Origin of the sequence: Nesterenkonia sp. AY15 (genome assembly GCF_022565855.1) — a bacterium.
GTDB lineage: Bacteria > Actinomycetota > Actinomycetes > Actinomycetales > Micrococcaceae > Nesterenkonia.
In genome coordinates, this window is sequence record NZ_JAJOYV010000001.1 from 372,898 (window position 1) to 397,838 (window position 24,941).

Consider the following 24,941-nt stretch of genomic DNA (forward strand, 5'->3'; position numbering starts at 1 on the left):
ACCTGGTCCTATACCTGGGTCTCTGGGGTCTGCACGTGGAGGGTCTGGTCCTCACGCAGCGGAAGCTGGCAGGACAGCCGCGAGTTCATCTGGCGGTCCACTGCGGTGCCATAGAGCATCTCGTCCTCCATGTCCTCCATGGGTGCGAGATCTGCGAGGTCCTGCTCGGCGACGAACACATGGCAGGTCGCGCAGGAGAGGGAGCCGCCGCATTCGGCGACGATTCCGGGGACCCCGTTGCGCACGGCGGTCTCCATCACGGAGTCTCCGGCCGTGGCCTGTACTTCGCGGACCGCGCCCTCGGCGTCGGTGTAGTGCACGGTAGGCATTGCGTCTCCTTCGATTCTCAGCTGGAAGTTCTCAGATGAACTGGCGGCCGCCGTCGACCACCATGGTCTGACCGGTCATATAACGGCTGTGCGGGCCAGCCAGGAACAGCGCGGTTCCGACGACGTCCTCGGGTTCGCTGGCCCGCTTCAGGGATCCGCGTTCCACCCCGTAGGTCTCAGCGTCCTCCATCAGGGAGCGGCTGGATTCGGTGAGCGTGAACCCTGGGGCGATGGCGTTGACCGTGATGTCGCGCCGCCCCAGCTCCCGGGCCATGACCCGGGTCAGCGCGACCACCCCACCTTTGGAGGCGACATAGTGCATCCACTGCTCGGATCCGGAGTAGACGGTGGCCGAGGAGATGTTCACGATCGCCCCGCCCCGGTCGAGGTGGGGACTCGCTGCCCGTGACATGAGCCAGGGCCCTTTGAGGTTGACGCCCATGACAAGGTCCCACTCCGCAGGGTCGATGTCCTCGAAGGGAGACCGGGTCACAGCGCCGTAGATCGCGGCATTGTTGACCAGCACGTCGATGCTTCCGCCGCCAAAGGCAGCCGCCTCCTGCGCCGCAGCCTGGGTCGAGGCAGGATCGGTGACATCCACCTGCAGAGCCAGCGCCTCGCCGCCGGTGTCTTCAATGCCGCGGGCGGTCTGCTGCGCACCTACGAGGTTGATGTCGGCGACCACCAGGCGGTCTCCGTCCGCGGCGAACCCGTTCGCGAAGGCCCGTCCAAGCCCTCCGGCTGCACCGGTGACCAGCACCGTCCGCGCGGCCGGGTCCGGGCTCATGCCGGAGCCTCGACGTGCTGGTGAGAGTGAGCTCCGGGGCCCTGCACCGGGGGTGTCAGAATCTCGACCTCGCCGGTGGCGCCGTTCACGCGCAGGTACTGTCCGGTCTTGATCGTGGTCGAGGCGTTGCCGGTGCCGGTGACCGCCGGCAGCCCGTATTCGCGGCAGACGATGGCCGCGTGGCTCATCATGCCTCCGATATCGGTGACCGTGGCGCTGATCTTGCCGAAGACCGGTCCCCAGCTGGGGGCGGTGATGGTGGCGACCAGGATCTCGTCCTGCTGGATCTCGGAGAGCTGGTCGGCGTCGTGAATGACTCGGGCGTAGCCCTCCACTGTGCCTGCCGAGGCCGCCATCCCGCGGATCCCATCCCCGGTGCTCTCGTCGTTGCCCAACCACTGCTGGACCTGTTCGGTGGTGATGCCCCACAGCATCCGGGTGAAGGGTTCGGTGATCGACTCCGGGGGAGTGTTCAACGCCGGGGCCGGCCGTGCCGTCTTGAGCGCGCTGACGATCTTGCGCCGACGCTCGATGATCGCGGGCCAGTGGTAGGGCCCGATCGGGCCCTGCGGGGCGCCCACGCCCCAGCCGGTGACGAGGTCGAACAGCGCGTCGCGCACCTCGTTGCGGTTCAGGTAGAGCAGATCGTCCGGCTCTGGCCAGAACCCCTCGGCGTACATCATCCGGGACAGCTCACGGACCTTGCGCCAGAATACGCCCATGGTCCAGTGCTCGATGTAGAAGTTGTGGTTCTCCACGTAGGGGTAGGCGGTCGCGGCGAGGCCCCGCTTGGCGTCGAACATCGCAGCCGACTCCGTGTCCAGGAAGTCACGGTACTCACCGATGACCCGCTCCTTCTCCTCGATCAGCGCCTCCTTGGGGCGCATGATCGACTCTCCGGCGTCCAGGCGGCGGATGTAGTCGGCGATATACCCCAGCGGGATGTTCTGGTGGTCCTTCCAGTATTTGTCGTGGCCATAGAACCCGTTGCCCACGGTGAAGTTGAACCACGGGTCCTTGGCCTCCTCATAGCGGGCGATCCACCGCTCACCGCCGGAGGCCCCGGCGATCCCCTCTAGTGTCGCGGTGACCTCGTGGGGCGCGTTGAACTGCTCCTGGAGCCCCAGCTCGACGGCCAGGTGAGCCAGGGTCTTGAGCTCGTCGTCGGGCCTAAACAGCTCCATGTCCACGCCCTGTACCATCATCGCGATGGACTGGTCCGGGATGTCAGGGAAGACCTCTTTGCAGTAGTTGAAGAAGTCGAGGTAAGCGATGTAACCCAGGTTCAGGAACTCGAAGTGGTACTGCCAGTTCTGGTAGGCCAGCTGGATCAGCCGGTCGTAGTTCTCCAGCAGCACCTCCGAGCCGTCCTTGGCCTTGCCGCTGAGGATGTCCTCCATCGGCACCATGTCCGGCAGCTTGGCGAAGGTCAGCGACTCCATCTCATCGATGGTGGCGCGGACCTTGATCTTCCACTGCTCCAGCATCGAGTCCCAGTTCTGGAAGTAGTGACCGATCCGGCGCTCGAACTCGGGCAACCGGGCTGCGATCTTCTCCGGGGCGACCGGGATCGGGGACATGTAGAGGTAGCCCAGGTGGACGCGGAACTCGATGCCGTCGGCGTTGGGGACCAGCAGATGCCGGGCGTTGTATTGGCCCAGACACTTCACCGCGAACTCTCCGCCGATGGTCTCGAAGGGCTTGAACACGGTGGGCCAGTGCTGGGAGTCGCAGAACCAGAACTTCTGATCCTCGGCGTCGCGCAGCGCATCCTGGAACACCAGATAATAGGGGTAGATCTCCTCCCAGCCTTCTGCGCCCGCTGGGACGGCAAGGTCGGACGGTTTCGGGAATGACTTCATGGGCATGACAGGTTCCTCTCTGCAGGGACGACGGCGTCCCGGCGGGGATGTGTGGATCAGGTGAAGTTCTTGAGCATGGACGCGGTGAGCGAGGACAGGTCGATCGCTCCGCTGATCGCCGCGGTCGGAGCCGGTTCGCCCGGCGCCCGATTGGCATGGACGGTCTCTGGACGGGCCTGGAGCAGCATCAGGTTCTCCCCTGCTGGGAGGTCAGCGTCGAGCGCCCATTCCACATCCTGTGGCAGTCCGTAGTGCTTCTCTGCGCGTTTGGCCATCGTCGCGACAGTGGTGAGCTCCTCCGGAGTGAGGCAGAGTCGGTCCCGCCGTTCGGCCTCCACCGGGTGCTCGTGCAGGGTCTTGGATCCTGCATCGGGGATCAGCTCCATCTGTTTGGCCCCGATGTGCTGGGAGACCACCGAGAGGGTCACCTTGTCCAGCTTGAGGTGATCTGGGGTCACGGTGCCCGAGACCACCGTCTCGCCGAGTCCGTAGGAGGCGTCGATCGTGATCTTGGACCGGTCGCCGTTGCCGGGGTCCAGGGTCATGGCCACTCCGGCCACGCGCGCGTTGACCATCTTCTGCACCACCACGCCCATGGAGAGGTCATCCTCCGGGATGCCGTTCTTCAGCCGGTAGATGATCGCCCGGGAGGTGTAGAGCGAGGCCCAGCACTTTCGGATGTGCTCCGAGACGTCGGCGAAGCTGCACAGCCAGAGGTATGTGTCCTGCTGGCCGGCGAAGGAGGCGTCGGGAAGATCCTCGGCGGTGGCGGAGGATCGCACGGCGACCGGGACGGTCTGGGGGAACCGGGACTGCAGCGAGTCGTAGCCGCTGCGGGTGGATTCTCTGAGCGCCTCGGGGACCGGGCGGGAGCAGATCTCCTCCCGGATCTCGGCTGAGACGTTGTCGACCTCCGCCGGGAGCGACGGGTTCAGCCCGTCGAGCAGTCGGTGGATGTCTTCGCGGATATGTGCCTGGTCGATGAACAGGTCATAGGCGGCTGTGGTGACGATGAAACCCGGGGGCACGGGCATGCCGGCGTCGGTCATGGTCACCAGGGACATGCCCTTGCCGCCCAACCGGGACAGGTCGGCGGTGCCGCCGTCGTCGAAGAATTGGAGCAGTGGGTCGGTCTGCATGCTCATGCCTCCCAGGTGACAGGGACGGTGGTGGGGACGCGGAAGGAGAGGTTCTCGCGAAAGGGGGTCTCGGGGTTCTTGACCAGCCGCAGGGTGGGAATGCGGCGGATGCCCTCTTCCAGGGCGATCTTGGCCTGCAGCTTGGCCAGCATGTTGCCGAGGCAGTAGTGGATGCCGAAGCCGAAAGAGAGGTGCTCACGGGCATTGGGACGGGAGATGTCGAAGACCTCCGAGTTCTCGAATCGTTCCTCGTCGCGGTTCGCCGCCCCCATCACCAGCAGCAGCTCGGCGCCCTCGGGAATCGACACGCCGCCCACCTCGGTGTCGATCAGCGCCTTGCGCCTCCAGGCCACGATGGAGCCGGAGTAGCGCAGGACCTCATCGACGGCGGCAGGGATGGCCTTGGAGTCCTCGACCAGCCGGCACCACTGATCCTGGTGGGAGAGCAGCACGCGGTAGCAGTTCGCGATCAGGGTGGTGGTGGTCTCATGTCCGGCGAAAAGCAGCGAGTACAGCAGCGACGCGATCTCGTGGTCTGAGATCTCGGCACCCTGCCGCTGGGCGCGGACGAGGTCGCCGGTCAGGTTGTCGCCGCCGTGCTCGTGGGCCACTCGCACCAGGCGCTGGCACTCCTGCCAGTACGCGACCAGGTTGTGGGCATGAGGGATCTGTTCGGTGTCGCTGAGGTCGCCCCAGGTCATGGCTGCCCGTGAATCGGACCAGCGTTTGAACGTGTCTACGCTGGAGATATCCGCCCCGATCAGGGTCAGGATGGTGACTGTGGGCAGCTCGTAAGCGAGGTCGCTGAAGATGTCGCCGTGCCGCTGCGGATCATTGAGCATCTTCTCGAGCAGATCCGACGCGTTCTGACGGATGGCTGGTTCGAGGACCTTGTAGCGCCGAGGGGTGAAGGCCTTCTGCGCGACCGCCCGGATTCTGGTGTGCTCAGGAGGGCGTCGGGCTGAGAGGCCGGAGTAGGCGGTGAACCCGCCGTCCTCCATGATCTGCCGGGCTTCTGCGCCGCGCTCGCGGACCGGGGCCTGGGCGTTCTCTGAGGAAAACGTCGCCCAGTCGTCGAAGACCGCCTTGACGTCGTCGTAGCGCGAGACGACGTAGTAGCCGACCCGCTCGTCGTACATCACTGGCTGCTCGTCGCGGAGCCGCTGATAGGCGGGGAACGGGTCTTCCTGTTGAAACGGCTCAAATCCGTGGTGGTCGGCGGGCGCCTCTGCGCCGCGACCGAACGGGCACTGCGTGGCCTGTGCAGACATCGAGTGGACTCCTCGAGAGTGGGCGGATCGCCCCGTGAATATGCGGACTACATGACAGTGTGTCCTGGATCACGTTCTCTCGGGTATGACATCTTTCCACTGAGTGGAATCGTTGTTGTCAGCTCGCCGCGCCTGGTGCGAGGAGCAGTGCGGTGCTGCGGAATTCTCAGTAGGTCCAGTTCCGGCTCGCCGAGAGGTTGATGCCCTCGCCGGTGAGCTGGTTCCAGCACGACATCTGTGACTGGAAGGACGTGCAGGCGAAGAACTCGTTCGACGCGGTCTGGCCGTAGCCCAGCACCGGCTGACCCTGTTGGGCGACCGGGTTCTCGCAGTCCGGCTCCGCGGTGCGGTCCACGCGGATGGCGTAGGTGACACCCTCGGTGCAGCCCTCGGGGGCGGTGAAGCTGTGCTGCAGCACCCGGCAGCGCAGCGTGTCCGAGAGTTCGCAGAGCACATTGCCATCGGGGGAGACGAAGGAGCTCAGCTGCTGGCCCTGTGCAGGGAAGGACGCCTGGATCCAGGCGGAGCCCATGTCCTGGGCCGTGCCGCGCAGAGCGTTGGCGGTCTCCTCAGACTCGCGCAGGTCCAGGAAGAGCGCCGCTGCGTGGGTGTTGCCGCAGCTCTCCTGCAGCCCGATCAGCGCCTCCTGCACCAGGGTCCCGTCCGACGACTCGATCCAGCTGCCGTCCTCGGAGGCCGCCGACGCGAGCGCGGCGAGGACCTCGCGGTCCTCGGCGGGGGATTCACAGCTGGACTCTTCCGGCAGCGCCGCCACTTCGGCGCGCAGCTCCTCCGGGGTCGGAGGCTCCGGAGTGGGGCTCGGCGCGGGCTCCTCCGCGGAGTCTTCCTCGCCCTCATCCGAGGGCTGCTCCGTCGCGGATGTCTCGGCCGCCGTGGTGTCCTCGGGGGAGTCTCGGTCCAGCAGAGACAGCGCCAGGGCGCTCAGCGCCACCAGCACCAGAACCGGCAGCAGCACGGCCAGCACGAACTTCGGCGCCCTGGACCCGCGCCTCCTGGGTGGCGCAGCAGGCCGTGCCGCCGCATACCGAGCGGGCGAGGCGATCGTGGAGTAGCCGGTGCCAGCTGCCCCGGCGTCGAAGGAACCGGTCGCGAACCAGTCGTCCCCGGTGGTCTTCTGGGGTTCATCTGCGGGCACGGCGTCCAGCTCGCCCGTGGCCTCGACGTCGCCTGGGGGGTCTTCGCCGTCCGGGTCGCCCGTGTCATCCAGGTCGCGCACCGTGGGCGCTGGATCGGACGGGGTGCGGGCCGATGGTGCTGAAGGTGCCGGGGGAGGGGGCGGGCTCGTGTTGTCCGCGGAGGTCGCCAGAGCGTTCTCCCGACGGGACAGGGCCGCGTCGATCTCGGGGTCCCCGATCGAGGCCAACGCTTCGAGCAGCTCCGGGTAGGTGGCGGGATTCTCCGCAACGGTCGCGCGCAGGGACGGGTGGTTCTCTGCGATCCAGTGCAGCGTTTCCCAATCCGTGCGGGGATCGGCGGCGATGCCACCGAGCTCGTGATCGTTCGAAGCCATACGTTCCTTTTCGGTCCCGACGGCGGCGAACCAGGCCAGCCGTGCAGCGTGAACAATGCGGTTCGACCGAAGTTTACCTTCGCCGTCGAGACTGACAGAGTCCGGTCACTGTTGGTGCAGTGGGGTACGGCCCCAGAACTCGACCCCGACGACGGCGTCGATCTTCCGTGCCAGGCACCTCGATCGGCCCCCACACCCAGACAGAGACGGTCCCCGCAGGTGAAGATGTACCCCGCAGGTGCGATTCCAAGCGTTCATACCTGCAGCAGCCATGCCGGTCCGGGCAGCGGCTGTCGATTCAGGCCGGCGGCCCTCTGCGCGCGGCATAGTCCCATCAGACGTCAGGAGAATCCATCGTGGACCTTCCACGTATCTTCGCCATTCGCGAGAGCAGCCACCGCATCCACAACCCGTTCACGCCGCGCAAGCTCGAAGCCCTCGGAGAGGCTCTCCGTCTGGAGCCCGGGACCCGGATCCTCGATCTCGCCAGCGGGTCAGGGGAGATGCTGTGCACCTGGGCGCGTGACCACGGGGTCACGGGGGTCGGGGTAGACATCAGCACGGCCTTCACCGCTGGTGCCCGCGCCCGCGCAGTCGCACTCGGCGTCGAAGGCTCAGTCGTCTTCGAACACGATGACGCCACCGGCTACGTCTCTGCCGAAGCCGTAGACGTAGCCGCGTGCGTGGGTGCGACCTGGATAGGAGGCGGCGTGGCCGGAACCATCGAGCTGCTCGAGCGCAGCCTACGTCCAGGAGGCATGGTGCTCATCGGGGAGCCCTACTGGCGTCGCGAGGTTCCGGACCATGACACCGCCGCAGGGTGCGGCGCCTCGGGCTCGGAGGACTTCCTGCTGCTGCCCGATCTTCTCGGACAGTTCGGGGATCTCGGCTATGACGTCGTAGAGATGGTGCTGGCGGATCAGGACAGTTGGGACCGATACCAGGCTGCCCAGTGGCTCAACCTGCGCCGCTGGCTCGATGAGAACCCCGCAGACGAACTGGCCGCTGAGGTTCGGGACGAACTCACCAGGGAGCCTGTTCGATATACCCGCTATCAACGTGAGTACCTCGGTTGGGGAGTCTTCGCCCTCATCAAGCGCCGCGGGGGCTGATCGACGGGTCAGTTCTGCAGCTGGTAGCCCTCGCGGGACAGGGTGAATCCATTGCCGGTCTCGGTGTTCCAACACTCGAAAGCTGCTTCGGAGGAGACGCAGGCGAACCTGCCGTTGCTGGCGGACTGGCCATACTGCAGGGTCGCCGAGTTGGCGCCCTCGGTGCTGCCACAGTCCAGCTGTGAGTCCTCGGACCCGACGGAGAGCCGCGCGGGTCCGTCACAGCCCTGGGGGGTGTCGAAGCTGTAGTCCAGGATGTTGCATTCAAGCTCGTCCTCGCCGATGGCGCAGTTGATGTTGCCCGAGGGTGCGGTGAACGCGGGAATGTCCTGGGCGCCTTCGGGTGCTGGCCGTGCGGCCTGGGCGTCGTCGTCCGCAGCGTCGTCGTCCTCGGTGCCGTCGGCTTCAGCGTCGTCGTCCTGGGTGCCCTCGTCCGGGTCCTGGGCCCCCTCTTCGCCCGTGTCCGGGCCCTGGTCGGTCTGTTCCTCGGAGATCGAGGTCTCGTCGGCCGGGTCCTCGTCGCCGCTGAAGACCCCGTTGAAGATCAGGAAGTAGGCGGCGACCACAGCGGCGGCAGCGACCAGGAGGATCAGCAAGATGATCGCGCAGGTGCCGCCGCCACGACGTCGCGGCTCCGGCTCGTGGTCAGCGTACGACAGCGGCGCGGCCGACGCCTCCCAGGGCGCTGGGCCGGTGGGGGCGGCGGGGTAGTAGCCAGGACGCGGCTGCGCCTGGGCGTGACTCCGGGCATGACCCTGGTCGTAGCTCTGGTCGTAGCTCTGCGGGTGATCCTCGCGCACGGCGGAGAACTCATCGGCCCCGGCGGAGCGTCGCACCAGGGCGGCGTCGACCGCTGGGTCGCCCAGCGCACCCAGCCACTGAAGCAGCTCGGGGTAGGTGTTGGGGTTCTCCGCGATCAGCGGACGCAGCTCGGGATGGTCACCGGCGAGCATCTGCAGCTGGACCTGGGGCGTGTTCGGATCGGCCGCCCGCGCGGCCGGCCCGGTGGGGCTCTGCCCGTGGTGTGGTCCGTCAGTCATGTGTTCTCCAGAGTCGAAGGTCCGCGTGCGGCATCTCTGGGACATCATGCCTGAACCGGGGCCACTTTTCAGGTCATCTGACGGTCTGCTCCGCACTGATCTCGACGAAATACTGGTGCAGGCGGTGATCCGGAGTCAGTTCCGGATGGAAGCTCGCGGCCAGGATCCGTCCCTGCCGAACCGCCACCGGACGGTCCTGCCAGGAGGCGATGACCTCCACGTCGACGCCCAGGGACTCGATGACCGGGGCCCGGATGAACACGGCCTCCAACGGGGTCGGGTCATCTCCGGGGAGCCCGGGCACCTGAAGCGGACCGATGAAGGATTCCAGCTGGCTGCCGTAGCCGTTGCGCCGCACCACGACGTCCAGGCCGCCGATGCGCTCGAAACCGTTGAGCGCCTCGGCGTCGAGGATCTGATCGGCCATCAGGATCATGCCGGCGCAGGTCCCGAACATCGCCATACCCTCGGCGTGCCGCTCCCGGATGGACTCCATGAGTCGCACCGGGGCGGCAAGCCGGGCCATGGTGGTGGATTCACCACCGGGCACGATCAGCCCGTCCAAGCCCTGAAGCTCGGAGGGACGGCGCACGGTGGAGACCTCGGCCCCGGCGGCGCGCAGGGCGCGGGCATGCTCGGCCACGGCTCCCTGCAGCGCCAGGACCCCTATGCGGGGTGTGCTCACCAGCCGCGCTCGGCCAGCCGGTGAGGTGCCGGGAGGTCGGCGACGTTGATGCCGACCATGGCTTCGCCCAGACCCTTGGAGGCCTCGGCGACCACGCCCGCGTCGTCGTAGTAGGTGGTGGCCTTGACGATGGCGGCTGCGCGCTCGGCGGGGTTGCCGGACTTGAAGATGCCCGAGCCCACGAACACGCCGTCGGCGCCCATCTGCATCATCATCGCGGCATCGGCGGGAGTGGCCACGCCGCCGGCGACGAAGAGGACCACGGGGAGGCGTCCTTCGCGAGCGATCTGCTTGACCAGCGCGTAGGGCGCCTGCAGCTCCTTCGCGGCCAGGTAGAGCTCGTCCTCGGCCAGGGAGGTCAGCCGGGCGATCTCTCCGTTGATGGTGCGGATGTGCTTCATCGCCTCGGAGACGTCGCCGGTGCCGGCCTCGCCCTTGGAGCGGATCATCGAGGCGCCCTCGGTGATCCGGCGCAGCGCCTCACCGAGGTTGGTGGCGCCGCAGACGAAGGGCACCTTGAACTTGGACTTGTCGATGTGGTGGGTGAAGTCGGCAGGCGAGAGCACCTCGGACTCGTCGATGTAGTCGACCTTGAGGTGCTCGAGGATCTGCGCCTCGACGAAGTGACCGATCCGGGCCTTGGCCATCACGGGGATGGAGACCTCGTCGATGATGCCGGTGATCAGGTCGGGGTCTGACATCCGGGCGACACCGCCGGTGGCGCGGATGTCGGCGGGCACACGCTCGAGGGCCATGACGGCGACGGCACCGGCGTCTTCAGCGATGCGGGCCTGCTCGCGGGTGACCACGTCCATGATCACGCCGCCCTTGAGCATCTGGGCCAGTCCGGTGTTCACCGCGGTCGCGCCGGTGGCGGCAGCAGTGTGTGAAGTGGACTCAGTGGTCACGGAGGTCTCCTGAAGGTTGGGTTGCTGCGATGACAATGGGGAGTGAACATCGCGTTCACTCCCCATTGTTTCATCACTTCAGCGGGACCGCCGAACCGACGTCATACTGCGCTCAGGCGCGGTCGCGTTCCTCAGCTTCGAGCTGCGCGGTGTAGTCCTCGGTGGCCTGGCCATCTGAGGACCCGGCGCCCAGGGCTGCCGGCGCGGAGCTGCCGGACTTCAGCGCCGCGAGCCGGGCGTCGACCTCGGCCTGTTCGCCGAGGTCCTCCAGGGATTCGAACTGCGCGTCCAGCGAGGAGGCGGCCAGCTCGTTCTGCCCGCGCACCTTGGCCTCTTCGCGGCGGATCTTCTCCTCGAAGCGTCCCACCTCGGAGGTCGGGTCCATCACGTCGATGGTCTTCACCGCGTCGTGGACCTGGGACTGGGCGTGCGCGGCGCGGGAACGGGCGATCAGCTCGTCACGCTTGCTCACCAGCTGCTGACGCTTGGTCTTCATCTGCTCGAGGCCGGTCTTGAGCCGGTCCACGATCTCGCGCTGGGAGGTGATGGTCGGCTCGGCGGACTTCGCCGAGGACTCCGCCTCCATCTGACGCTGGATGGCGACCTTGGCCAGGTTGTCGAACTTCTGCGCGTTCTCGGTGTTGCCGCCGTCGCGGAACTCGTCGGCCTTGCGGGACGCGGCGAGTGCCTTCTGGCCCCAGGACCGTGAGTTCTCGAGATCCTCGCTGTAGTCGTCCTCCATCATGCGCAGGTTGCCGATGGTCTGGGCGATCGCCTCTTCGGCCTCTGCGATGTTGTTGGTGAAGTCTCGGACCATCTGGTCGAGCATCTTCTCCGGGTCCTCGGAGCGATCCAGCATGGCGTTGACGTTCGCGCGTACCAGCTGGGACATGCGACCTAAAATGGACTGCTTGCTCACAGTGTTCACCTTTCCTTGTGTATCAATGTCTATCGATTGCTCACGTTGTCGATACTAGTCACGGGTGCTGGTCACGGCCATGGCGCGGCTCCGGTGAAGACCCAGCTGCTCGATATTTCTGCGTCAGAACATCCGCCGACGGCGCCCGAAGCCGCCCCCGCCCATGGGCCTGCGGCCGCCGGGGTAGCCGTAGCCGCCCGGCATGCCGAATCCGCCGAACCCGCCGCCGTAGCCTCCGCCGCCGCTGAGTGCATCCTCGGCCGATTCCTGTCGGGCGATCTGGGCTGCCTGCACGGCCAGCGTCTTGGCCTGGGTGGCCAGCTCCAGGGCCTTGGCAGGCTGGCCGTCTCCGATGGATTCGGCTTCGGCGAGGGTGCGTTCGGCCTCGGCCATCCGGGTCCTTGAGGTGGCGCCGCTGCGCTTGGAGCGCAGGTAGTCCCGGGAGGACTGCACCTGGTGCCGGGCGGTGAGGATCTCGGTCTGCAGCACTTCGCGGGCTCGCCGGTCCCTGGCCTGCTGGTCGCGGACAGCGTTCAGCGGCTCGTCGAGCTCCCGGTGGGCGATCTCCAGCGAGTTCAGCAGCTCCAGCGGGTTGGTCTTCTCCCCGGAGTCCAGGGCGCGCCGGACCTGCTTGACCGCTGCCTCGGCGGCGGCGATGGGTCCGGCCAGCTCTGCCGACTGGCCCGCCTGCATGGTGGCGCGGGCCTGGGCGATGTCCTGCTCGGTCTGGTCCAGTCCGATGCCGAGATTCTGTTCGGCGCTGCGCAGCCGCAGCTGGGTCTCCTCGAGGGAGTCGATCAGCTTTCCGGCCTCCCCGGCGGCTTCTTCTCCAGCGTGGATCGCGACGACCGCGTCCGACGCCGCTGAGCCGGTGAGCGCCTTCTCGGCGTCATCGGCCGAGGTGTCAGCGTGCTGGAGGCTGCGAGCGGAGTGTGTCAGGGCTTCGGTGAAGGAGGTGAGCGCGTCGTCGTCGTATCTGGACTGCAGGTCGGGCAGGCGCTTCGCGGCCTGCTCACGGCGGCTGCGGAACTCACCGATCCGGGTGCGCAGCTGGTCCAGAGCCGGGCGCGGGTCGAGTTCGAGGCTGCGCAGGGACTCGAAGTCCTGGCGGTGCGACTCGAGGGTCTCGTTGACCCGCTGGCAGTTGGCGATGACCTTGCGCAGCAGCTCGCGCGCCTGCTCCTCGTCCTCCGGCGGGTCGCGGTCGACCGTGTGCTGCATCCGGAAGGACTCCTGAAGGTGCTCCCGCGCCTCGTCCACGTCCTTCTGGAACGGGGCGACCTGCTCATCGCCGTAGGCGGCGCTGGCGAAGAGGATCTCCTGCTCGGAGGAGTTCACCGCGTTGTCCGCTGCGATCAGCAGGGAACCGGCTTCGCGGCGGAGCTCCTCGAGGCTCATCTTGGCCAGCCGACGCTCCTCCGCGGAGCCGGCTCGAGAGTTCTGGCCGCCGGAGAGCTGCTGGTTGTTCGCGAAGCCCTGGAGCCGGCGGTCCTGCTTCTTGCCGCCGGAGAGCCACACTGCACCGAGACCGATCAGGCCAAGGATGACTGCACCGATCAGCAGCGGGCCGATGACGAACATCCCGAGGGTGATGGGCGGATTGAGGAGTACGTCGGGCACCATGGGCCGAGTCTATAAGTGGCCTCAGACATCGTCTATCGGGGAACGGTCAGCTCGTCTGTGAGCGTAGGAGGCGGGGTCCGCAGGCTCGAATCCCGGCGTCCTGGCGTCCCAGAGGGCGGAGGTGGGCGGGCCGGCGGGGGTGCGGCGTGCGGATCGCGGGCTTCCGGGTGCGGGTCACCTCGAAAGTCCTTTCCGCCGCACGTCAGGCACTCGGCGTCTCCGGGAATCGTCCAGGAGGCGCCCAGGCCGTTATCGTCATCGATACAGGATGAGCGCTGACAATAGCAGTCGAGCCAGCGAGAGCATGCGTGTCACGCTCCGGCCGCCACACTATTGCACCGCAAGACCACAAAGGCAGGTTCCACCATGAGTTCAGATCCGCACAACGGCCCTCGCCGGGACGACGTCGACCCTCCGGAGGATGCCACCGCGCGGATCGATCCTGTCTTCCCTGCGTCTGCTTCGGCTGGACCAGGGGAGCGGGATTCAGCGGAGCAGACTGCGCCCGGCCCGCAGACGGGTTCGGACGCGGGTTCGGGGGGACCGGCCGGGGTGGAGTCCTATTCCGCCGGATGGCCAGCCTCTCCCTCAGGCGCGCCGGGAGCCCAGCAGTCCCCCTCCGGGGAGGGCGGCTACGGTCAGGGCGGGCACAGCCAGGGCCCGTACGGCCAAGAGCAGTACAGCCAGAGCGCGTATCAGCAGGGTCCGTACGGCCAGGCCCAGTACGGCCAGGCCCAGTACGGCCAGGCCCAGTACGACCAGGACCCCTCCTATGCCGGGCAGGGCTATGACGCCTATGGCGGGTACGGCTCCGGGGCTGCCTTCGTTGATCCCAGCCAGCAGCCGCGCCCCAAGCGCACGGTGGGCGTCGGCGGCCTGGCGCTCGCGGTGCTGCTCGCCGGACTGCTCGGCGGCGGTGTGGTGGCAGGCAGCCAGGCGGTGCTCGACGATGGGGGGATCAGCACCTCTTCGACCGGCGGGATCGAGATCAACAACCCCGACTCTGCCACCGTGGTCACCGCCGCGGCGGCGAAGGCCTCTCCTTCGGTGGTGACGTTGGCGGTCAGCGAAGGCGGACAGGGCGGATCGGGCTCGGGCATCATCCTCGATGAGGAAGGCCATGTGCTGACCAACACCCACGTGGTGACCCTCGGCGGAGCCGCTCCCGACCCCGACATCCAAGTCCGGATGAGCGACGGCTCGGTGTCCGACGCCACGCTGGTGGGCACCGACCCGCTGAGCGACCTCGCCGTCGTCCAGCTGGAGGACATCGAGGGGATCCAGCCCGCCGAGCTGGGCTCCTCCGGTGACCTCAACGTCGGGGACCAGTCGATCGCCATCGGCGCCCCGCTCGGCCTCTCCGGCACGGTCACCGACGGCATCGTCTCCACCCTGAACCGCACCATCTCGGTCGCCTCCTCCGCGGTGGAGGACGAGGGTGCCGATGCCCCGGAGGCCCCTGAGGAGGGTGTCGAGGAGGACGGCTTCGAGTTCTACTTCCCGGACATGGAAGGGTCCCCCACCCAGGGCTCGATCCATCTCAACGTGATCCAGACCGACGCCGCGATCAACCGCGGCAACTCCGGCGGCGCCCTGGTCGACGGGGAGGGCCGGGTGATCGGAGTCAACGTCGCCATCGCCTCCTCGGGCGGGGCGGCAGAGACTGACGCCGGATCCATCGGCGTGGGCTTCGCCGTGCCGATCGACTATGCGCAGCGAGTCGCGCAGGAGCTGATCGACACCGGCGAGGTCTCGCACGGGCTGCTCGGGGTCACGGTCGCCGCCGCCGGTTCCCAGGAGGTTCCGGAGGAGGCCGAGCCAGGACTCGCTCCGGTGATGCCCGGCTTCACCGTCGGCGCGCTGATCGATGATGTTCCTGGCAACACCCCGGCCGCCGAGGCCGGCCTGGAGACCGGTGACATCATCACCGCGGTCAACGACCGGCGGATCGAAGACTCCCTCGCGCTGACCGCCACGATCCGTGAATACCCGGCCGGTGAGAGCGTGACGATCAGCTTCGTGCGGGACGGGCAGCAGGAAGAGGCAGAGGTGACCCTTGGCGCGACCTGAGTCTGACGTTCTCGCAGCCAGAGCCTCTGGCTCGGCGCTGACGACCCCCGCTCAGCTCGCTGCCGAGCACGACATCAGCCGGGTGCTGGCCTTCGGCGCCCATCCCGATGACATCGACTTCGGCGCGGCGGGCAGCATCGCGGCCTTCACCGCGGCGGGCGTGCAGGTGACCCTGTGCCTGCTCACCGCAGGCGATGCCGGCGGCTTCGAGCCCGGGCGTGACGGGGCCGAGATGGCCCGGGTGCGTGAGGCTGAACAGCGCCAGGCGGCCGCGGCGCTCGGGGTGGACGAGGTGATCCTGCTCGACGAGCGGGACGGCTTCGTCGCGCCCACTGCCGAGCTGGTCGGGAAGATCGTGCGGATCATGCGTCAGGTCAGGCCCGAAGTGGTCATCTCACCGCATCCGGAGCGCGCCTGGGACCGGCTGCAGAAGGCCCACCCTGATCATCTGGCCTGTGGTGAGGCGGTGGTTCGTGCCTCCTACCCGTATGTGGAGAACCCCTTCGCCTACCCGGAGCTCGCCGCCGCGGGCCTCGAGGCGTTCAAGATCCGGCATCTGCTGCTGACCACCGCCCCGCAGGAGCGGGTGAACCTCCGCCTCGACGTCACCGGCCAGGAGTCAGCGAAGATGACCGCGCTGCGGGCACACTTCAGTCAGCATCCCGACGCCGTGCGGATGGAGGACTTCGTGCTGGAGCAGATGCGCGAGATCCACGGTGCCGGCGGCTTCGCCGAGGAGTTCCACTGGGTCACGGTCAACGCGCCGGACACGATCAGCGGGTTCTGAGGCCCAGCCGAGTTCTGCGGCTCAGGCGGGGGTGACCAGCACGCCGTCGGCGTCGGACCACAGGGTGGCTCCCGGCACGAAGGTGACGCCGCCGAACTGGACCGGCACGTCGACCTCGCCCAGCCCGTCCTTGACCGACTTCCGTGGGTTAGAGCCCAGCGCGCGCACCCCGAGATCCATCTCGGCCAGCTGCTCACGGTCCCTGACGGCGCCGTGGATGACCACTCCGGCCCAGCCGTTCTCGATCGCCGAGGCGGCGATCATATCCCCGAGCAGAGCCGAGTCGAGCGAGCCTGCACCGTCGACGACGAGCACAGCGCCGGCGCCGGGGGAGTTCAGCAGCTCTTTGACCAGGCCGTTGTCCCGGTGGCAGCTGATGGTCCGGATCGGGCCGGTGAAGCGGGCGCGGCCGCCGAGGTTCAGCAGCTGAAGCGAGAGCGACTGCAGAGACTCATCGGCGTCGTAGAGGTCGCAGGTCGCGAAGTCAGAGCCGGTGGGCTCAGGGCCTGCAGCAGGCTCAGGGTCGGTGCTGGGGGTGGACACGGATTCTGCGCTCATCAGTCCTCTTCCTCATCCTCGTCGGCGGGCCCGCCGTACTGCGGGCCATCGGTGACTCGTTCGCGCATCTCGATCTCTCCGACCGTCTCGCCTGTCGGGCGTTCCTCGCCGCGGATCTGCTCGACGGTGATCTGCAGCGCCCGGTTCGACTCGACGTTGCGCAGGGTGACGACCTCCTCCTCGAGCTCGGCGGCGGTGAAGTTGCCCAGCGAACTGGGCTGGCCGTCGTCGCGCGGCATCAGCCAGAGCTGGTAGGTGGCGTCGCCCTCGAGCTCGCCGACCTCGGAGAAGTCCACGTAGCCGACGTTCTCGGCCGCGGAGATCACCGCCCGTGCGGTGCCCCCCTCGGCGAGCTCGATGCCGTCGACGACCCGCGCCTCGGGGTCCCCGTCGGCAGTGGCCTGCACGTCCTGACCCACGGTCAAGCTCCAGATGAGCAGGATTGCGGCCAGCACCACGACGGCGAGTCCGGTCACGATCATCCAGCGCTTCACCAGAGGCTCCCGCTTCGGTGCAACCTCGGTGTGGCTGGAGATGGACTCCACCATTCCCATCCCGACGTCTTGATCGGAGAGGTTGTGCAGCACCTCATCGAGCAGCTGGCCAGGCGGGACGACCGGGTAGGCGGTGAAGACCTCGGCGAGGGTGCGTCGGGCGGAGAGCACCCGGGTGTCCCAGGCGCGCGCGGTGGCTTCGTCCGCGGTCACTGCGGCCGCATCCAGCACGGCGCGTTCCCGGTTGTCGATGGCGTCCAGGGCGTGGATCTCGGCGAGCTCCACGAGCAGCCCGTGCTCCACGTCGGCGGCGATGTCCTCGGTGAAGTTCCGGTTGACCGCGCCGGAGCGTTGCACGTCCTTCTTCGTCACCGCGGCGCGCAGGATCGGATCCAGCTCCGCCTCACGGTTGGTGCGCCGGGCGTGCATCCGGGTCATGCCGTCACGCAGACGTGACTTCACCGCCGGAACGGCGGCCCGCACCGTCGCGGCCACCTCCTGGTGCGTGTAGCCGGCAAGATAGCTCAGCGCCAGCGCCTGGGACTGGGAGTCCGAGAGCACACTGATGTCATCGATGATCTCCTCGGGAAGACCCGCGATGCCACCGCCCTCCTCGGCCGGGACCACGGAGAGCTGGATCGGTGTGGCCAGGCCGTCTCGGAAGCGCTCCACGATGATCCGGTGCGCCAGCGGCACCAGCCATTCCAGGACCAGCTCGTACTCGGTGGGCCGGTAGGCGTCGTCGGGGGCCTGTTCGTCGGCGGCATGCTCATCGGTGAGCAGCTCCGAGGCCTGGGACTGCAGCCGGAGATCCTGGGCGCGCTCATCGGCCTGGTCCCAGAGCTGCTGATAGACCGCCAGCGTGGACCTCTGCGCCCCCTCGGGGTCCTCGTGCATGAGCAGCGCCAAGCCGTAGACCACGTCGGAGGTGGCCTCGTAGAAGGTGGCGAAGGAGGGCTGGTATCCGCGGGCTGAAGCGGCGAGGAGTTCGCTCAGCGTCGGGTCGCGGTGCGGGTCGGCGGAGTCGGGCTGGTCGACGTCGTCGTACTCGGGACCGTCATGCTTCGCCGCGGTGTGCCCATCCTCGGTGTGCCCATCCTCGGTGTGCCCGGCCTCGGTGCGTTCAGCCGCGTCGAGCTGCGCGTCTTCGGGGGAGGTCTCACGGCTTCGGGAGTCCTCGAGACCAGAGGTCTCATGTGCGGATCCGCGGTCAACTTCTGCGCGGGTCCGGCCGCCGTCGGGACGGTCGTCGGGGCGGTCCGAGGCAGGGCGGTCAGAGGCGGTGTCCATGGTTGGTGAGTGTATCGATCCTCAGCGGCTTCCAGCGTCACCAACACCCTGATGAGCCTCAGACGGCCCCTGTGAAACCGTCCTGACGCCATGCTTCGTAGACGGCGATCGAGACCGAGTTCGCCAGGTTCAGCGACCGGCGGGAGGCGAGCATCGGGATCCGCACCCGCTCGGTGATCCGGGGATCGGCCTTGACCGCATCATCGAGCCCGGTGGATTCTCGGCCGAAGAGCAGCACATCGCCGCTGCGGTAGGTGACCGAGGTGTGCGTGACGCTGCCCTCGCCGGTGAAGGCGAAGATGCGCTCCGGGGCCAGCGCCGCATACGCGGCCTCCAGGCTCGGGTGCACGGTCATCACCGCCAGATCGTGGTAATCGAGTCCGGCTCGGCGCAGCTTGGCGTCGGCGAAGTCGAAGCCGATCGGCTCGGCCAGATGCAGCTCCACCCCGGTGACCGCGGCCAGCCGGATCAGGTTGCCGGTGTTGCCGGGGATCTCAGGCTGGTCCACCAGCACACGAATCGGAGTGTTCACGCCGGTCATCCTACCGGCGCCGGGCGCGGCCGGGTGCGGTGGGGCTCCGGCCGGGCGCCGGCGCAGGGAGGGGCGACGACGCCGGCGGGTCCGCTACTCCTGCGGGTGCTGCAGCTGCCTGCGCAGCGCGGCGAGCAGGTGCCGGTCGATGACGTTGGCCTGCGCGGAGGCGGCGAGCTGTTCGCGGATGCTGCGGAAGGCGCGCGCCGGCGCCAGCGGGGCCCGTCCGGCTCCGGTGCCGCGTGACTCCACGACTGGGCTCTGCATGCCGCCGTCGGGGGAGTGAAGCACGATCTGCTGACCCAGGTTCAGGCTGGTCTCACGGCCGGTCTCGCGCATCGCCGCCTCCAGCGTGGCCCGCAGGAGCCGGGACTCCCCGGTGAGGTCAGGCAGGGCCAGCGAGCGGCCGGCGGCGTGAAGCCTGCGGCCATCCCAGGATGCGGCTGCGGCGGGCACCTCGAGGGAGGAGACCACCACCAGGGTGTCGCCGCAGACCAGGACGTGATCGACGGCTGGTCCGCGCGGGGCCCGGCTGGCTCCGCGGCGATCCTTCCCCGCCGGTTCCAGCGCCACCGCGTTGAACAGCCGTGCGGTGGGCAGCTCGGCCAGGACGTGCTTCTCCAGCAGGGCGCCCATCCGTTCGGCCCGGCGGGCACGCCCTCCGCCGAAGATCCCGCGGGAGGCGAAGCGGCCATGGGTGCGCTGGCTGGTCAGCGGCAGCGAGAGCGGCTCAGGCCGGGAGAGGTCCGGGATGTAGACCGGGGCCAGGTGGGCGGTCCCCGACGGCGTGCGGGCAGAGTCCGCGCTGGACGAGCGCGCCGAGGTGCTGCCCGAGGCGGTGGTCCGAAACGCCGCACCGGATCCGCCGAAGCCGGTGCCGCCGAACCCGGGGCCACGGCCGTAGGTGGGCCCGTCGGTCTCAGCATCCTCATCGGCCTCCGCGCGCTGCGGCTGGCGCAGCCTGCGGTCATAGGCGGCCCGGGCGGATTCATCGCCGAGGACCTCCCAGGCGGACTGGACCTCATGGAACTCCTCGGCCGTGCCGCCGGCGTCGGGATGGGCCCGCCGAGCCTGCTTCCGATAGGCCGCGCGAACAGCCTGGGCGTCGGCGTCGGGGCCGATGCCCAGCACGCTGTAGAGATCTCCGGGGTGACTGCTCATCGAAGATTCACGATAGCCCCAAAAGCGTAGAATCGTGGACACGATGTCATCTGCACCCGACGCCCCGCCCGGCGGATCCTACTTCGACCACGCCGCCACCACCCCGATCAAGCCCACCGCGATGCGTGTGCTCACCGAGGTGATGCCCGCCCTGTCGAACCCCTCCTCGCTCCACGGCTCCGGCCGCCGCGCCCGCCTGGCGGTGGACTCCGCCCGTGAGCAGCTCGCCCGCGCTCTCGGAGCCGACCCGTCCGAGGTGATCTTCACCTCAGGAGGCACCGAGGCGGACAACCTCGCGGTCAAGGGGCTCTACTGGCAGCGCCGCGCGCAGGAGCCGGCCCGGCGTCGGATCCTGCTGCCCGGGATCGAACATCACGCGGTGCTCGAGACCGCCGAATGGCTCGAGGCCCACGAGGGTGCCGAGCTCGGGATCATCGCCGTCGACGCCCACGGGATCGTGGACCTGCGCGCACTCGAGGCGACCCTCGCGGCCTCGGCGGAGTCCGTCGCGCTGGTCACCGTGATGTGGGCCAATAATGAGACCGGCGCGATCCAGCCGGTCGCGCAGATCGGGGAGCTCTGCGCACGTTTCGGAGTGCCGCTGCACACCGATGCGGTCCAGGCGTTCGGCTCGCTGCCGGCCGGTGTGGCCCCGCTGAGCTTCCGCGACTCCGGTGCGGCGACCCTGGCGATCAGCGGACACAAGATCGGCGCCCCGGTGGGGATCGGCGCGCTGCTGGTCCGCCGGGACGTGGTGCTGACCCCGGTGCTGCACGGCGGAGGCCAGGAGCGCGACATCCGTTCCGGCACCCTCGACGTCGCCGGGATCTGCTCCTTCGCCGCCGTGGCCGAGGAGCTGGTCGCCTCCCAGCCGCAGGAGTCCCAGCGGCTGGCGCGGCTGCGCGATCAGCTGCTGGCCGCCGTCGTCGAACTCGACGGGGTGACGCTGCGCGGACCGGACCCGCGGACTCACCCGGAGCTGCGGCTGCCGAACAACCTGCACATCACCGTGGACGACGCCGAGGGTGATTCGCTGCTGTTCATGCTGGACATGGCCGGCTTCGACACCGCCACCGGCTCGGCCTGCACCGCAGGGGTCCCGCGTCCCTCCCACGTGCTGCTGGCGATGGGCCTCAGCGAGGAACAGTCCCGCGGCGCCCAGCGCTTCACCCTGGGCTGGACGACGACGGAGCGCGACGTCGCCGCGCTGGCCGCCGCGCTGCCCGCGGTGATCGCCCAGGCGCGCAGCGCCGGAATGGCCGCCGCCCGGCGCTGAGCCGGGGAGCAAGAAGCGCACTGCGCGGGGCGGTCTGCGACGGAATGCGGGCCCCGGCGGCGTCTGATCCCCCGCAGAGCGCCCAGCGCCCAGCGAACGGGGATGCGGTCGAGGGCTCAGCTCAGGGCAGCACGATGTCGTTGACCTCGCCCGGCGCGCAGGCGATCTCCCAGCGGAACCCGTCCGGATCGGCGAAGTACCCGCTGTAGCCGCCCCATTCGCGGCGCTCGGCCGGCTGGATCGCCGTCGCGCCGGCGTCGCGTGCCTGGTCCAGGACCGCGTCGACCTGCTGACGGGTGGCCACATTATGCGCCAGGGTCAGCGGCGCGACCCCGTCGCCGGTCATGATCGGGCCCACCTCGGCCTCGAACTCGCCGCGATCCCAGAGCGAGAGCAGCAGGTGCGCCCCGGCGCGCAGCATCAGCACCCCCGGGGCCTCCACGCTGGGCGCCCAGCCGAGACCGTCGACGTAGAAGCGCCGGGTTGCGGGCAGATCGCTCACAGCGAGGGTGATCAGGGAGAGTCGCTGCTCCATCGGGGCCTCTCTCGGGTGCTGTGCCCTTTGCGTGGGCGGCTTGCGGCGGCAAGCGGGTCCGCGTACGGGCCATTCCACCGCAGAGTGCCCACGCGAGGGAAGGGGCGCTTGGACCGGGCGGGGATGAGCCGCTCAGGCCTCGCGGATCTGGTCGCGCAGCGCCTCGGCGGTGTCGCGCACCCGGGTGAGCACCCGCATCGCGGCGGGCTCGGTCAGCGCGGCGAACTGTGAGCGGGCAGGTTCCCCCTGGTGGCGGTCCGCGGAGCCCACCAGGATGAAGCTCTCCAGGCTGTTCAGCGGCATCCCGAGCCGGTCCCAGGGTCCGCGCAGCCGCCGCGCGATGTCGCTGACCGGGGGGAGCTGGGTCTCACCGCGGCGTGCGGCGTCCCGCGAGGCAGGACGCGCGGTCGCGGCGGTCTCGGCGCCGGTCAGCGTGGAGGCGAGCATGGTGGCACCGGATTCCACCAGTTCGGCGGTGCGTTCCCAGCCGAGTGCCTGCATCACGGTGAGATCGACGCTGAAGCCGCTCGCTCGCGGGCCCTGAGCCGCCCGGAAGTCCTGCATGTGTTCAGGCTCCACGCTGCCGCCGAGGTCCAGCAGGATCTCCTCCACCCCCGTGCGTCGGAGGGCCTCGATCATGAGGCCGAGGTGGCCGCGTGCCTCTTCACGGTCCAGGGCGCGGATGCTCCGGTAGCCGCTGACCGTGGGGATCAGCCCGCCGCGAGCGCGGGTGTAGTCGGGTTCGGTGATGATCACCGTCAACGACGACGGCGCGCAGGCCCGCCGCACATGGGTCAGGTGTTCGGCGACCCCCGTGGCGAGGGAGGCGGCCAGGTCCCGGCGCGCCCCGTGGTCGGTGAGCACCTTCTCCCCGGAGTGCAGCGCGAGCCCCGCCATGAGACTGATCGGTCCCAGCAGCTCGAGCACCAGGGGAGCGGCGAGTCCGTCGTCGTCGGGGGTGTCCAGTCCGGCCTCGCGGCGCTGCCCGCGGACATCGGCCAAGGTGTCCACATCGGAGCGCAGCCAGCCGCGCGCGCGCTGATCATCGGCGCCGGGACGCTGGGTGAGCCGCCAGCCGTAGGAGGTCAGTTCGGTGGCGAGCTCGGAGAGCTGGGCGAGGCTGCGGCCCAGCAGCTGGGAGTGCAGCCCGCGCCCGGGAAGCTCGGGCAGTCCGGGCAGGTGCGGTGCCGGCAGCTCCGCTGCCTGGAGCTCGGCGCTGCGCAGAAGATTCGTCCCCGGCATCACGCCGGCCGCGGTGGAGCGCAGCGGCATCAGCGCCGGGCCGAATCGTCGGCGGGAGCGGCGGCGGGTGCGGCGGCGGGTGCGGGTTCGGTGACGGCTCCCGACGATGCCGGGTCAGTCGGGGACGGCCCCGGGCCGCCGGTCGCGCCGGAGGAGGCGGAGATCGCCTCGTGGTGGCGGATGACCTCTTCGATGATGAAGTTCAGGAACTTCTCGGCGAACTCAGGGTCGAGCTGGGCCTCATTGGCCAGCCGCTTGAGCCGGGCGATCTGGTTCTTCTCCCGGGCCGGATCCGCCGCAGGGAGCTGGTGCTTGGCCTTGAGCACCCCGACGCGCTGGGTGGCCTTGAACCGCTCGGCCAACAGGTAGACGAGGGTCGCGTCGATGTTGTCGATGCTCGCCCGCATCGAGAGCAGCTCATCGAGGATCTCGGGTTCTACCTGGGCGGCGGCCTCGCCGGCGCGGGGATCTGTGCTCATGCACCCAGCCTACTGGTGCGCCCTGCCTACCGGGCGGCCGAGCTCACCGGCTGGTAGTTCTTCGAACGGGCGGTGTCGATGGTGGCCTGCCCCAGCACCCGGGTGCCCTGGTACATCACCGCGGTCTGTCCGGGGGCCACTCCCTGGAGCGCCTCCTCGAGCTCCACCATCAGCCTCGGGGCGCCGGTGGAGGTCTCCGGATGCTCGGCCTCGACCCGGGCGCGGGCCGGGACGGGGTCGGCGTGGGCGCGGATCTGCAGGTCCAGGGAGAACCACCCACCGGTGGCGGCCTCGGGCACCGGACTTCCGGCCCAGGAGAGCCGGATCCCGGTGAGCCGGTCGATCTCGAGCAGCTCCCGCGGCCCGGCGACCACGGTGTTGTCCTTCGGTCGGATCTCCAGCACGAAGCGGGGCTTGCCGTCCGGTGCGGGGTGGCCGAGCTTCAGCCCGCGGCGCTGGCCCACGGTGTAGGCCTCGGAGCCCTCATGCTCGCCGATCTGCTCGCCCTCGGCATCAAGGATCGGGCCGTTGCGCAGCTCGATCTGCTCGGCGAGCCAGCCGCGGGTGTCGCCGTCGGGGATGAAGCAGATGTCATGGGAATCGGGCTTCTTCGCCACCGAGAGTCCGCGTTCTTCCGCCTCGGCGCGGACCAGGTCCTTCGAGGGGGTCTCGCCCAGCGGGAAGATGCAGTGCTCGAGCTGCTCGGTGGTGAGCACGCCGAGCACATAGGACTGATCCTTGGTCCAGGTCGCTGCCCGGTGCAGCTCCGGGCTGCCCTCGGCGTCGCGGAAGACCTTGGCGTAGTGGCCGGTGGCCACCGCGTCGAAGCCCAGCGCGATCGCCTTGTCCAGCAGCGCCTCGAACTTGATCTTCTCGTTGCAGCGCATGCAGGGGTTCGGGGTGCGGCCGGCGGCGTATTCGCTGATGAAGTCATCGACCACGTCGGCCTTGAAGCGTTCGGAGAAGTCCCAGACGTAGAAGGGGATGCCGAGCTTCTCGCAGGCGCGCCAGGCGTCGGAGGAGTCCTCGATGGTGCAGCAGCCGCGGGATCCGGTGCGCAGCGTGCCGGGCATCCGGCTCAGCGCCAGGTGGACCCCGACGACCTCGTGGCCGGCGTCGACGGCGCGGGCCGCGGCCACCGCGGAGTCCACTCCGCCGGACATGGCTGCCAATACCTTCATGAGATGACTTTCTGATCGACGATGATGCGCTCCGTGGAAGTGGAGATGCTGATGCCCAGTATTCAGCAATCCCGGGGGTCGGTGCATTCCCGCCGGTCAGCCGCCGCTCGTCCGACTGCCAGCGGTGCCT

The 24,941-nt window shown here is 68.8% G+C and carries 23 protein-coding genes; 4 read left to right on the forward strand and 19 right to left on the reverse strand.

Annotated elements, in window-relative coordinates; genetic code table 11:
* Positions 1 to 8 precede the first annotated feature (8 nt).
* The 6 genes from LSI54_RS01645 to LSI54_RS01670 form a co-directional block, all read right to left on the reverse strand.
* Positions 9 to 329 (reverse strand): 2Fe-2S iron-sulfur cluster-binding protein, encoded by a 321-nt coding sequence (locus LSI54_RS01645; RefSeq protein WP_241477601.1) that lies wholly within the window; start codon positions 327 to 329, stop codon positions 9 to 11.
* A gap of 31 nt (positions 330 to 360) precedes the next feature.
* Positions 361 to 1,116: an SDR family NAD(P)-dependent oxidoreductase gene (locus LSI54_RS01650; protein ID WP_241477602.1), complete on the reverse strand. Its 756-nt coding sequence runs from the start codon at positions 1,114 to 1,116 to the stop codon at positions 361 to 363.
* Positions 1,113 to 2,984: a PEP-utilizing enzyme gene (locus LSI54_RS01655; protein ID WP_241477603.1), complete on the reverse strand. Its 1,872-nt coding sequence runs from the start codon at positions 2,982 to 2,984 to the stop codon at positions 1,113 to 1,115. The genes LSI54_RS01650 and LSI54_RS01655 overlap by 4 nt, the downstream gene beginning before the upstream one ends.
* A 50-nt stretch (positions 2,985 to 3,034) precedes the next feature.
* Complete coding sequence (locus tag LSI54_RS01660; RefSeq protein WP_342357785.1) at positions 3,035 to 4,123, reverse strand: PEP/pyruvate-binding domain-containing protein; 1,089 nt, start codon at positions 4,121 to 4,123, stop codon at positions 3,035 to 3,037.
* The gene (locus LSI54_RS01665) at positions 4,120 to 5,388 is read right to left on the reverse strand and encodes a cytochrome P450 (protein WP_241477604.1); all 1,269 of its coding nucleotides are present in this window, start codon (positions 5,386 to 5,388) and stop codon (positions 4,120 to 4,122) included. Before LSI54_RS01665 ends, LSI54_RS01660 begins: the two co-directional genes overlap by 4 nt.
* A gap of 166 nt (positions 5,389 to 5,554) precedes the next feature.
* Positions 5,555 to 6,919 carry a variant leucine-rich repeat-containing protein gene (locus LSI54_RS01670; protein ID WP_241477605.1) on the reverse strand — a complete coding sequence of 455 codons (1,365 nt, stop codon included), beginning with the start codon at positions 6,917 to 6,919 and terminating at the stop codon, positions 5,555 to 5,557.
* A 356-nt stretch (positions 6,920 to 7,275) separates the two neighbouring features.
* Between LSI54_RS01670 and LSI54_RS01675 the strand changes: the two genes are divergently transcribed.
* Complete coding sequence (locus LSI54_RS01675; RefSeq protein WP_241463915.1) at positions 7,276 to 8,031, forward strand: SAM-dependent methyltransferase; 756 nt, start codon at positions 7,276 to 7,278, stop codon at positions 8,029 to 8,031.
* Between the two features lie 8 nt (positions 8,032 to 8,039).
* Here LSI54_RS01675 and LSI54_RS01680 read toward each other — a convergent pair whose 3' ends face one another.
* The 5 genes from LSI54_RS01680 to LSI54_RS01700 form a co-directional block, all read right to left on the reverse strand.
* Positions 8,040 to 9,071, reverse strand: a complete 1,032-nt coding sequence (locus LSI54_RS01680; RefSeq protein WP_241477606.1) for a variant leucine-rich repeat-containing protein — start codon at positions 9,069 to 9,071, stop codon at positions 8,040 to 8,042.
* Between the two features lie 73 nt (positions 9,072 to 9,144).
* Positions 9,145 to 9,756, reverse strand: a complete 612-nt coding sequence (gene pdxT, locus LSI54_RS01685; protein WP_241477607.1) for a pyridoxal 5'-phosphate synthase glutaminase subunit PdxT — start codon at positions 9,754 to 9,756, stop codon at positions 9,145 to 9,147.
* Positions 9,753 to 10,664, reverse strand: a complete 912-nt coding sequence (gene pdxS / locus LSI54_RS01690) for a pyridoxal 5'-phosphate synthase lyase subunit PdxS (RefSeq protein ID WP_342357709.1) — start codon at positions 10,662 to 10,664, stop codon at positions 9,753 to 9,755. The genes pdxT and pdxS overlap by 4 nt, the downstream gene beginning before the upstream one ends.
* A gap of 112 nt (positions 10,665 to 10,776) precedes the next feature.
* Entirely contained in the window at positions 10,777 to 11,583 is an 807-nt protein-coding gene (locus tag LSI54_RS01695; protein WP_241463920.1) for a PspA/IM30 family protein, read from the reverse strand.
* Positions 11,584 to 11,706: 123 nt separating this feature from the next.
* Positions 11,707 to 13,206: a hypothetical protein gene (locus tag LSI54_RS01700; protein WP_241463922.1), complete on the reverse strand. Its 1,500-nt coding sequence runs from the start codon at positions 13,204 to 13,206 to the stop codon at positions 11,707 to 11,709.
* 552 nt (positions 13,207 to 13,758) lie between these two features.
* Between LSI54_RS01700 and LSI54_RS01705 the strand changes: the two genes are divergently transcribed.
* Together LSI54_RS01705 and LSI54_RS01710 are read left to right on the forward strand one after the other, a co-directional pair.
* A complete protein-coding gene (locus LSI54_RS01705; protein WP_241477608.1) occupies positions 13,759 to 15,276 on the forward strand; it encodes a S1C family serine protease in 1,518 nt (505 codons plus the stop codon).
* A gap of 37 nt (positions 15,277 to 15,313) precedes the next feature.
* On the forward strand, positions 15,314 to 16,063 hold the full coding sequence (locus LSI54_RS01710; RefSeq protein ID WP_241464431.1) for a PIG-L deacetylase family protein: 750 nt from the start codon (positions 15,314 to 15,316) through the stop codon (positions 16,061 to 16,063).
* Between the two features lie 21 nt (positions 16,064 to 16,084).
* On the opposite strand, the gene rraA is transcribed toward LSI54_RS01710, so the two are convergent.
* The 4 genes from rraA to LSI54_RS01730 all read right to left on the reverse strand — a co-directional run bounded on the left by rraA (position 16,085) and on the right by LSI54_RS01730 (position 20,098).
* A complete protein-coding gene (gene rraA, locus LSI54_RS01715; protein ID WP_241477609.1) occupies positions 16,085 to 16,621 on the reverse strand; it encodes a ribonuclease E activity regulator RraA in 537 nt (178 codons plus the stop codon).
* On the reverse strand, positions 16,621 to 18,405 hold the full coding sequence (locus tag LSI54_RS01720; protein ID WP_241477610.1) for an anti-sigma factor domain-containing protein: 1,785 nt from the start codon (positions 18,403 to 18,405) through the stop codon (positions 16,621 to 16,623). Before LSI54_RS01720 ends, rraA begins: the two co-directional genes overlap by 1 nt.
* A 58-nt stretch (positions 18,406 to 18,463) precedes the next feature.
* Complete coding sequence (locus tag LSI54_RS01725; protein WP_370642659.1) at positions 18,464 to 18,946, reverse strand: tRNA (cytidine(34)-2'-O)-methyltransferase; 483 nt, start codon at positions 18,944 to 18,946, stop codon at positions 18,464 to 18,466.
* Between the two features lie 84 nt (positions 18,947 to 19,030).
* On the reverse strand, positions 19,031 to 20,098 hold the full coding sequence (locus LSI54_RS01730) for a J domain-containing protein (protein WP_241477611.1): 1,068 nt from the start codon (positions 20,096 to 20,098) through the stop codon (positions 19,031 to 19,033).
* Between the two features lie 43 nt (positions 20,099 to 20,141).
* Here LSI54_RS01730 and LSI54_RS01735 point away from each other — a divergent pair, with 43 nt between their 5' ends.
* Entirely contained in the window at positions 20,142 to 21,374 is a 1,233-nt protein-coding gene (locus LSI54_RS01735; RefSeq protein WP_241477612.1) for a cysteine desulfurase family protein, read from the forward strand.
* A gap of 121 nt (positions 21,375 to 21,495) precedes the next feature.
* On the opposite strand, the gene LSI54_RS01740 is transcribed toward LSI54_RS01735, so the two are convergent.
* The 4 genes from LSI54_RS01740 to mnmA form a co-directional block, all read right to left on the reverse strand.
* Complete coding sequence (locus LSI54_RS01740; RefSeq protein ID WP_241463930.1) at positions 21,496 to 21,909, reverse strand: VOC family protein; 414 nt, start codon at positions 21,907 to 21,909, stop codon at positions 21,496 to 21,498.
* A 132-nt stretch (positions 21,910 to 22,041) separates the two neighbouring features.
* Positions 22,042 to 23,181: a hypothetical protein gene (locus tag LSI54_RS01745; RefSeq protein ID WP_241477613.1), complete on the reverse strand. Its 1,140-nt coding sequence runs from the start codon at positions 23,179 to 23,181 to the stop codon at positions 22,042 to 22,044.
* Positions 23,181 to 23,630 carry a chorismate mutase gene (locus tag LSI54_RS01750; protein WP_241477614.1) on the reverse strand — a complete coding sequence of 150 codons (450 nt, stop codon included), beginning with the start codon at positions 23,628 to 23,630 and terminating at the stop codon, positions 23,181 to 23,183. Before LSI54_RS01750 ends, LSI54_RS01745 begins: the two co-directional genes overlap by 1 nt.
* A 26-nt stretch (positions 23,631 to 23,656) precedes the next feature.
* On the reverse strand, positions 23,657 to 24,811 hold the full coding sequence (mnmA, locus tag LSI54_RS01755) for a tRNA 2-thiouridine(34) synthase MnmA (protein WP_241475650.1): 1,155 nt from the start codon (positions 24,809 to 24,811) through the stop codon (positions 23,657 to 23,659).
* Positions 24,812 to 24,941 lie beyond the last annotated feature (130 nt).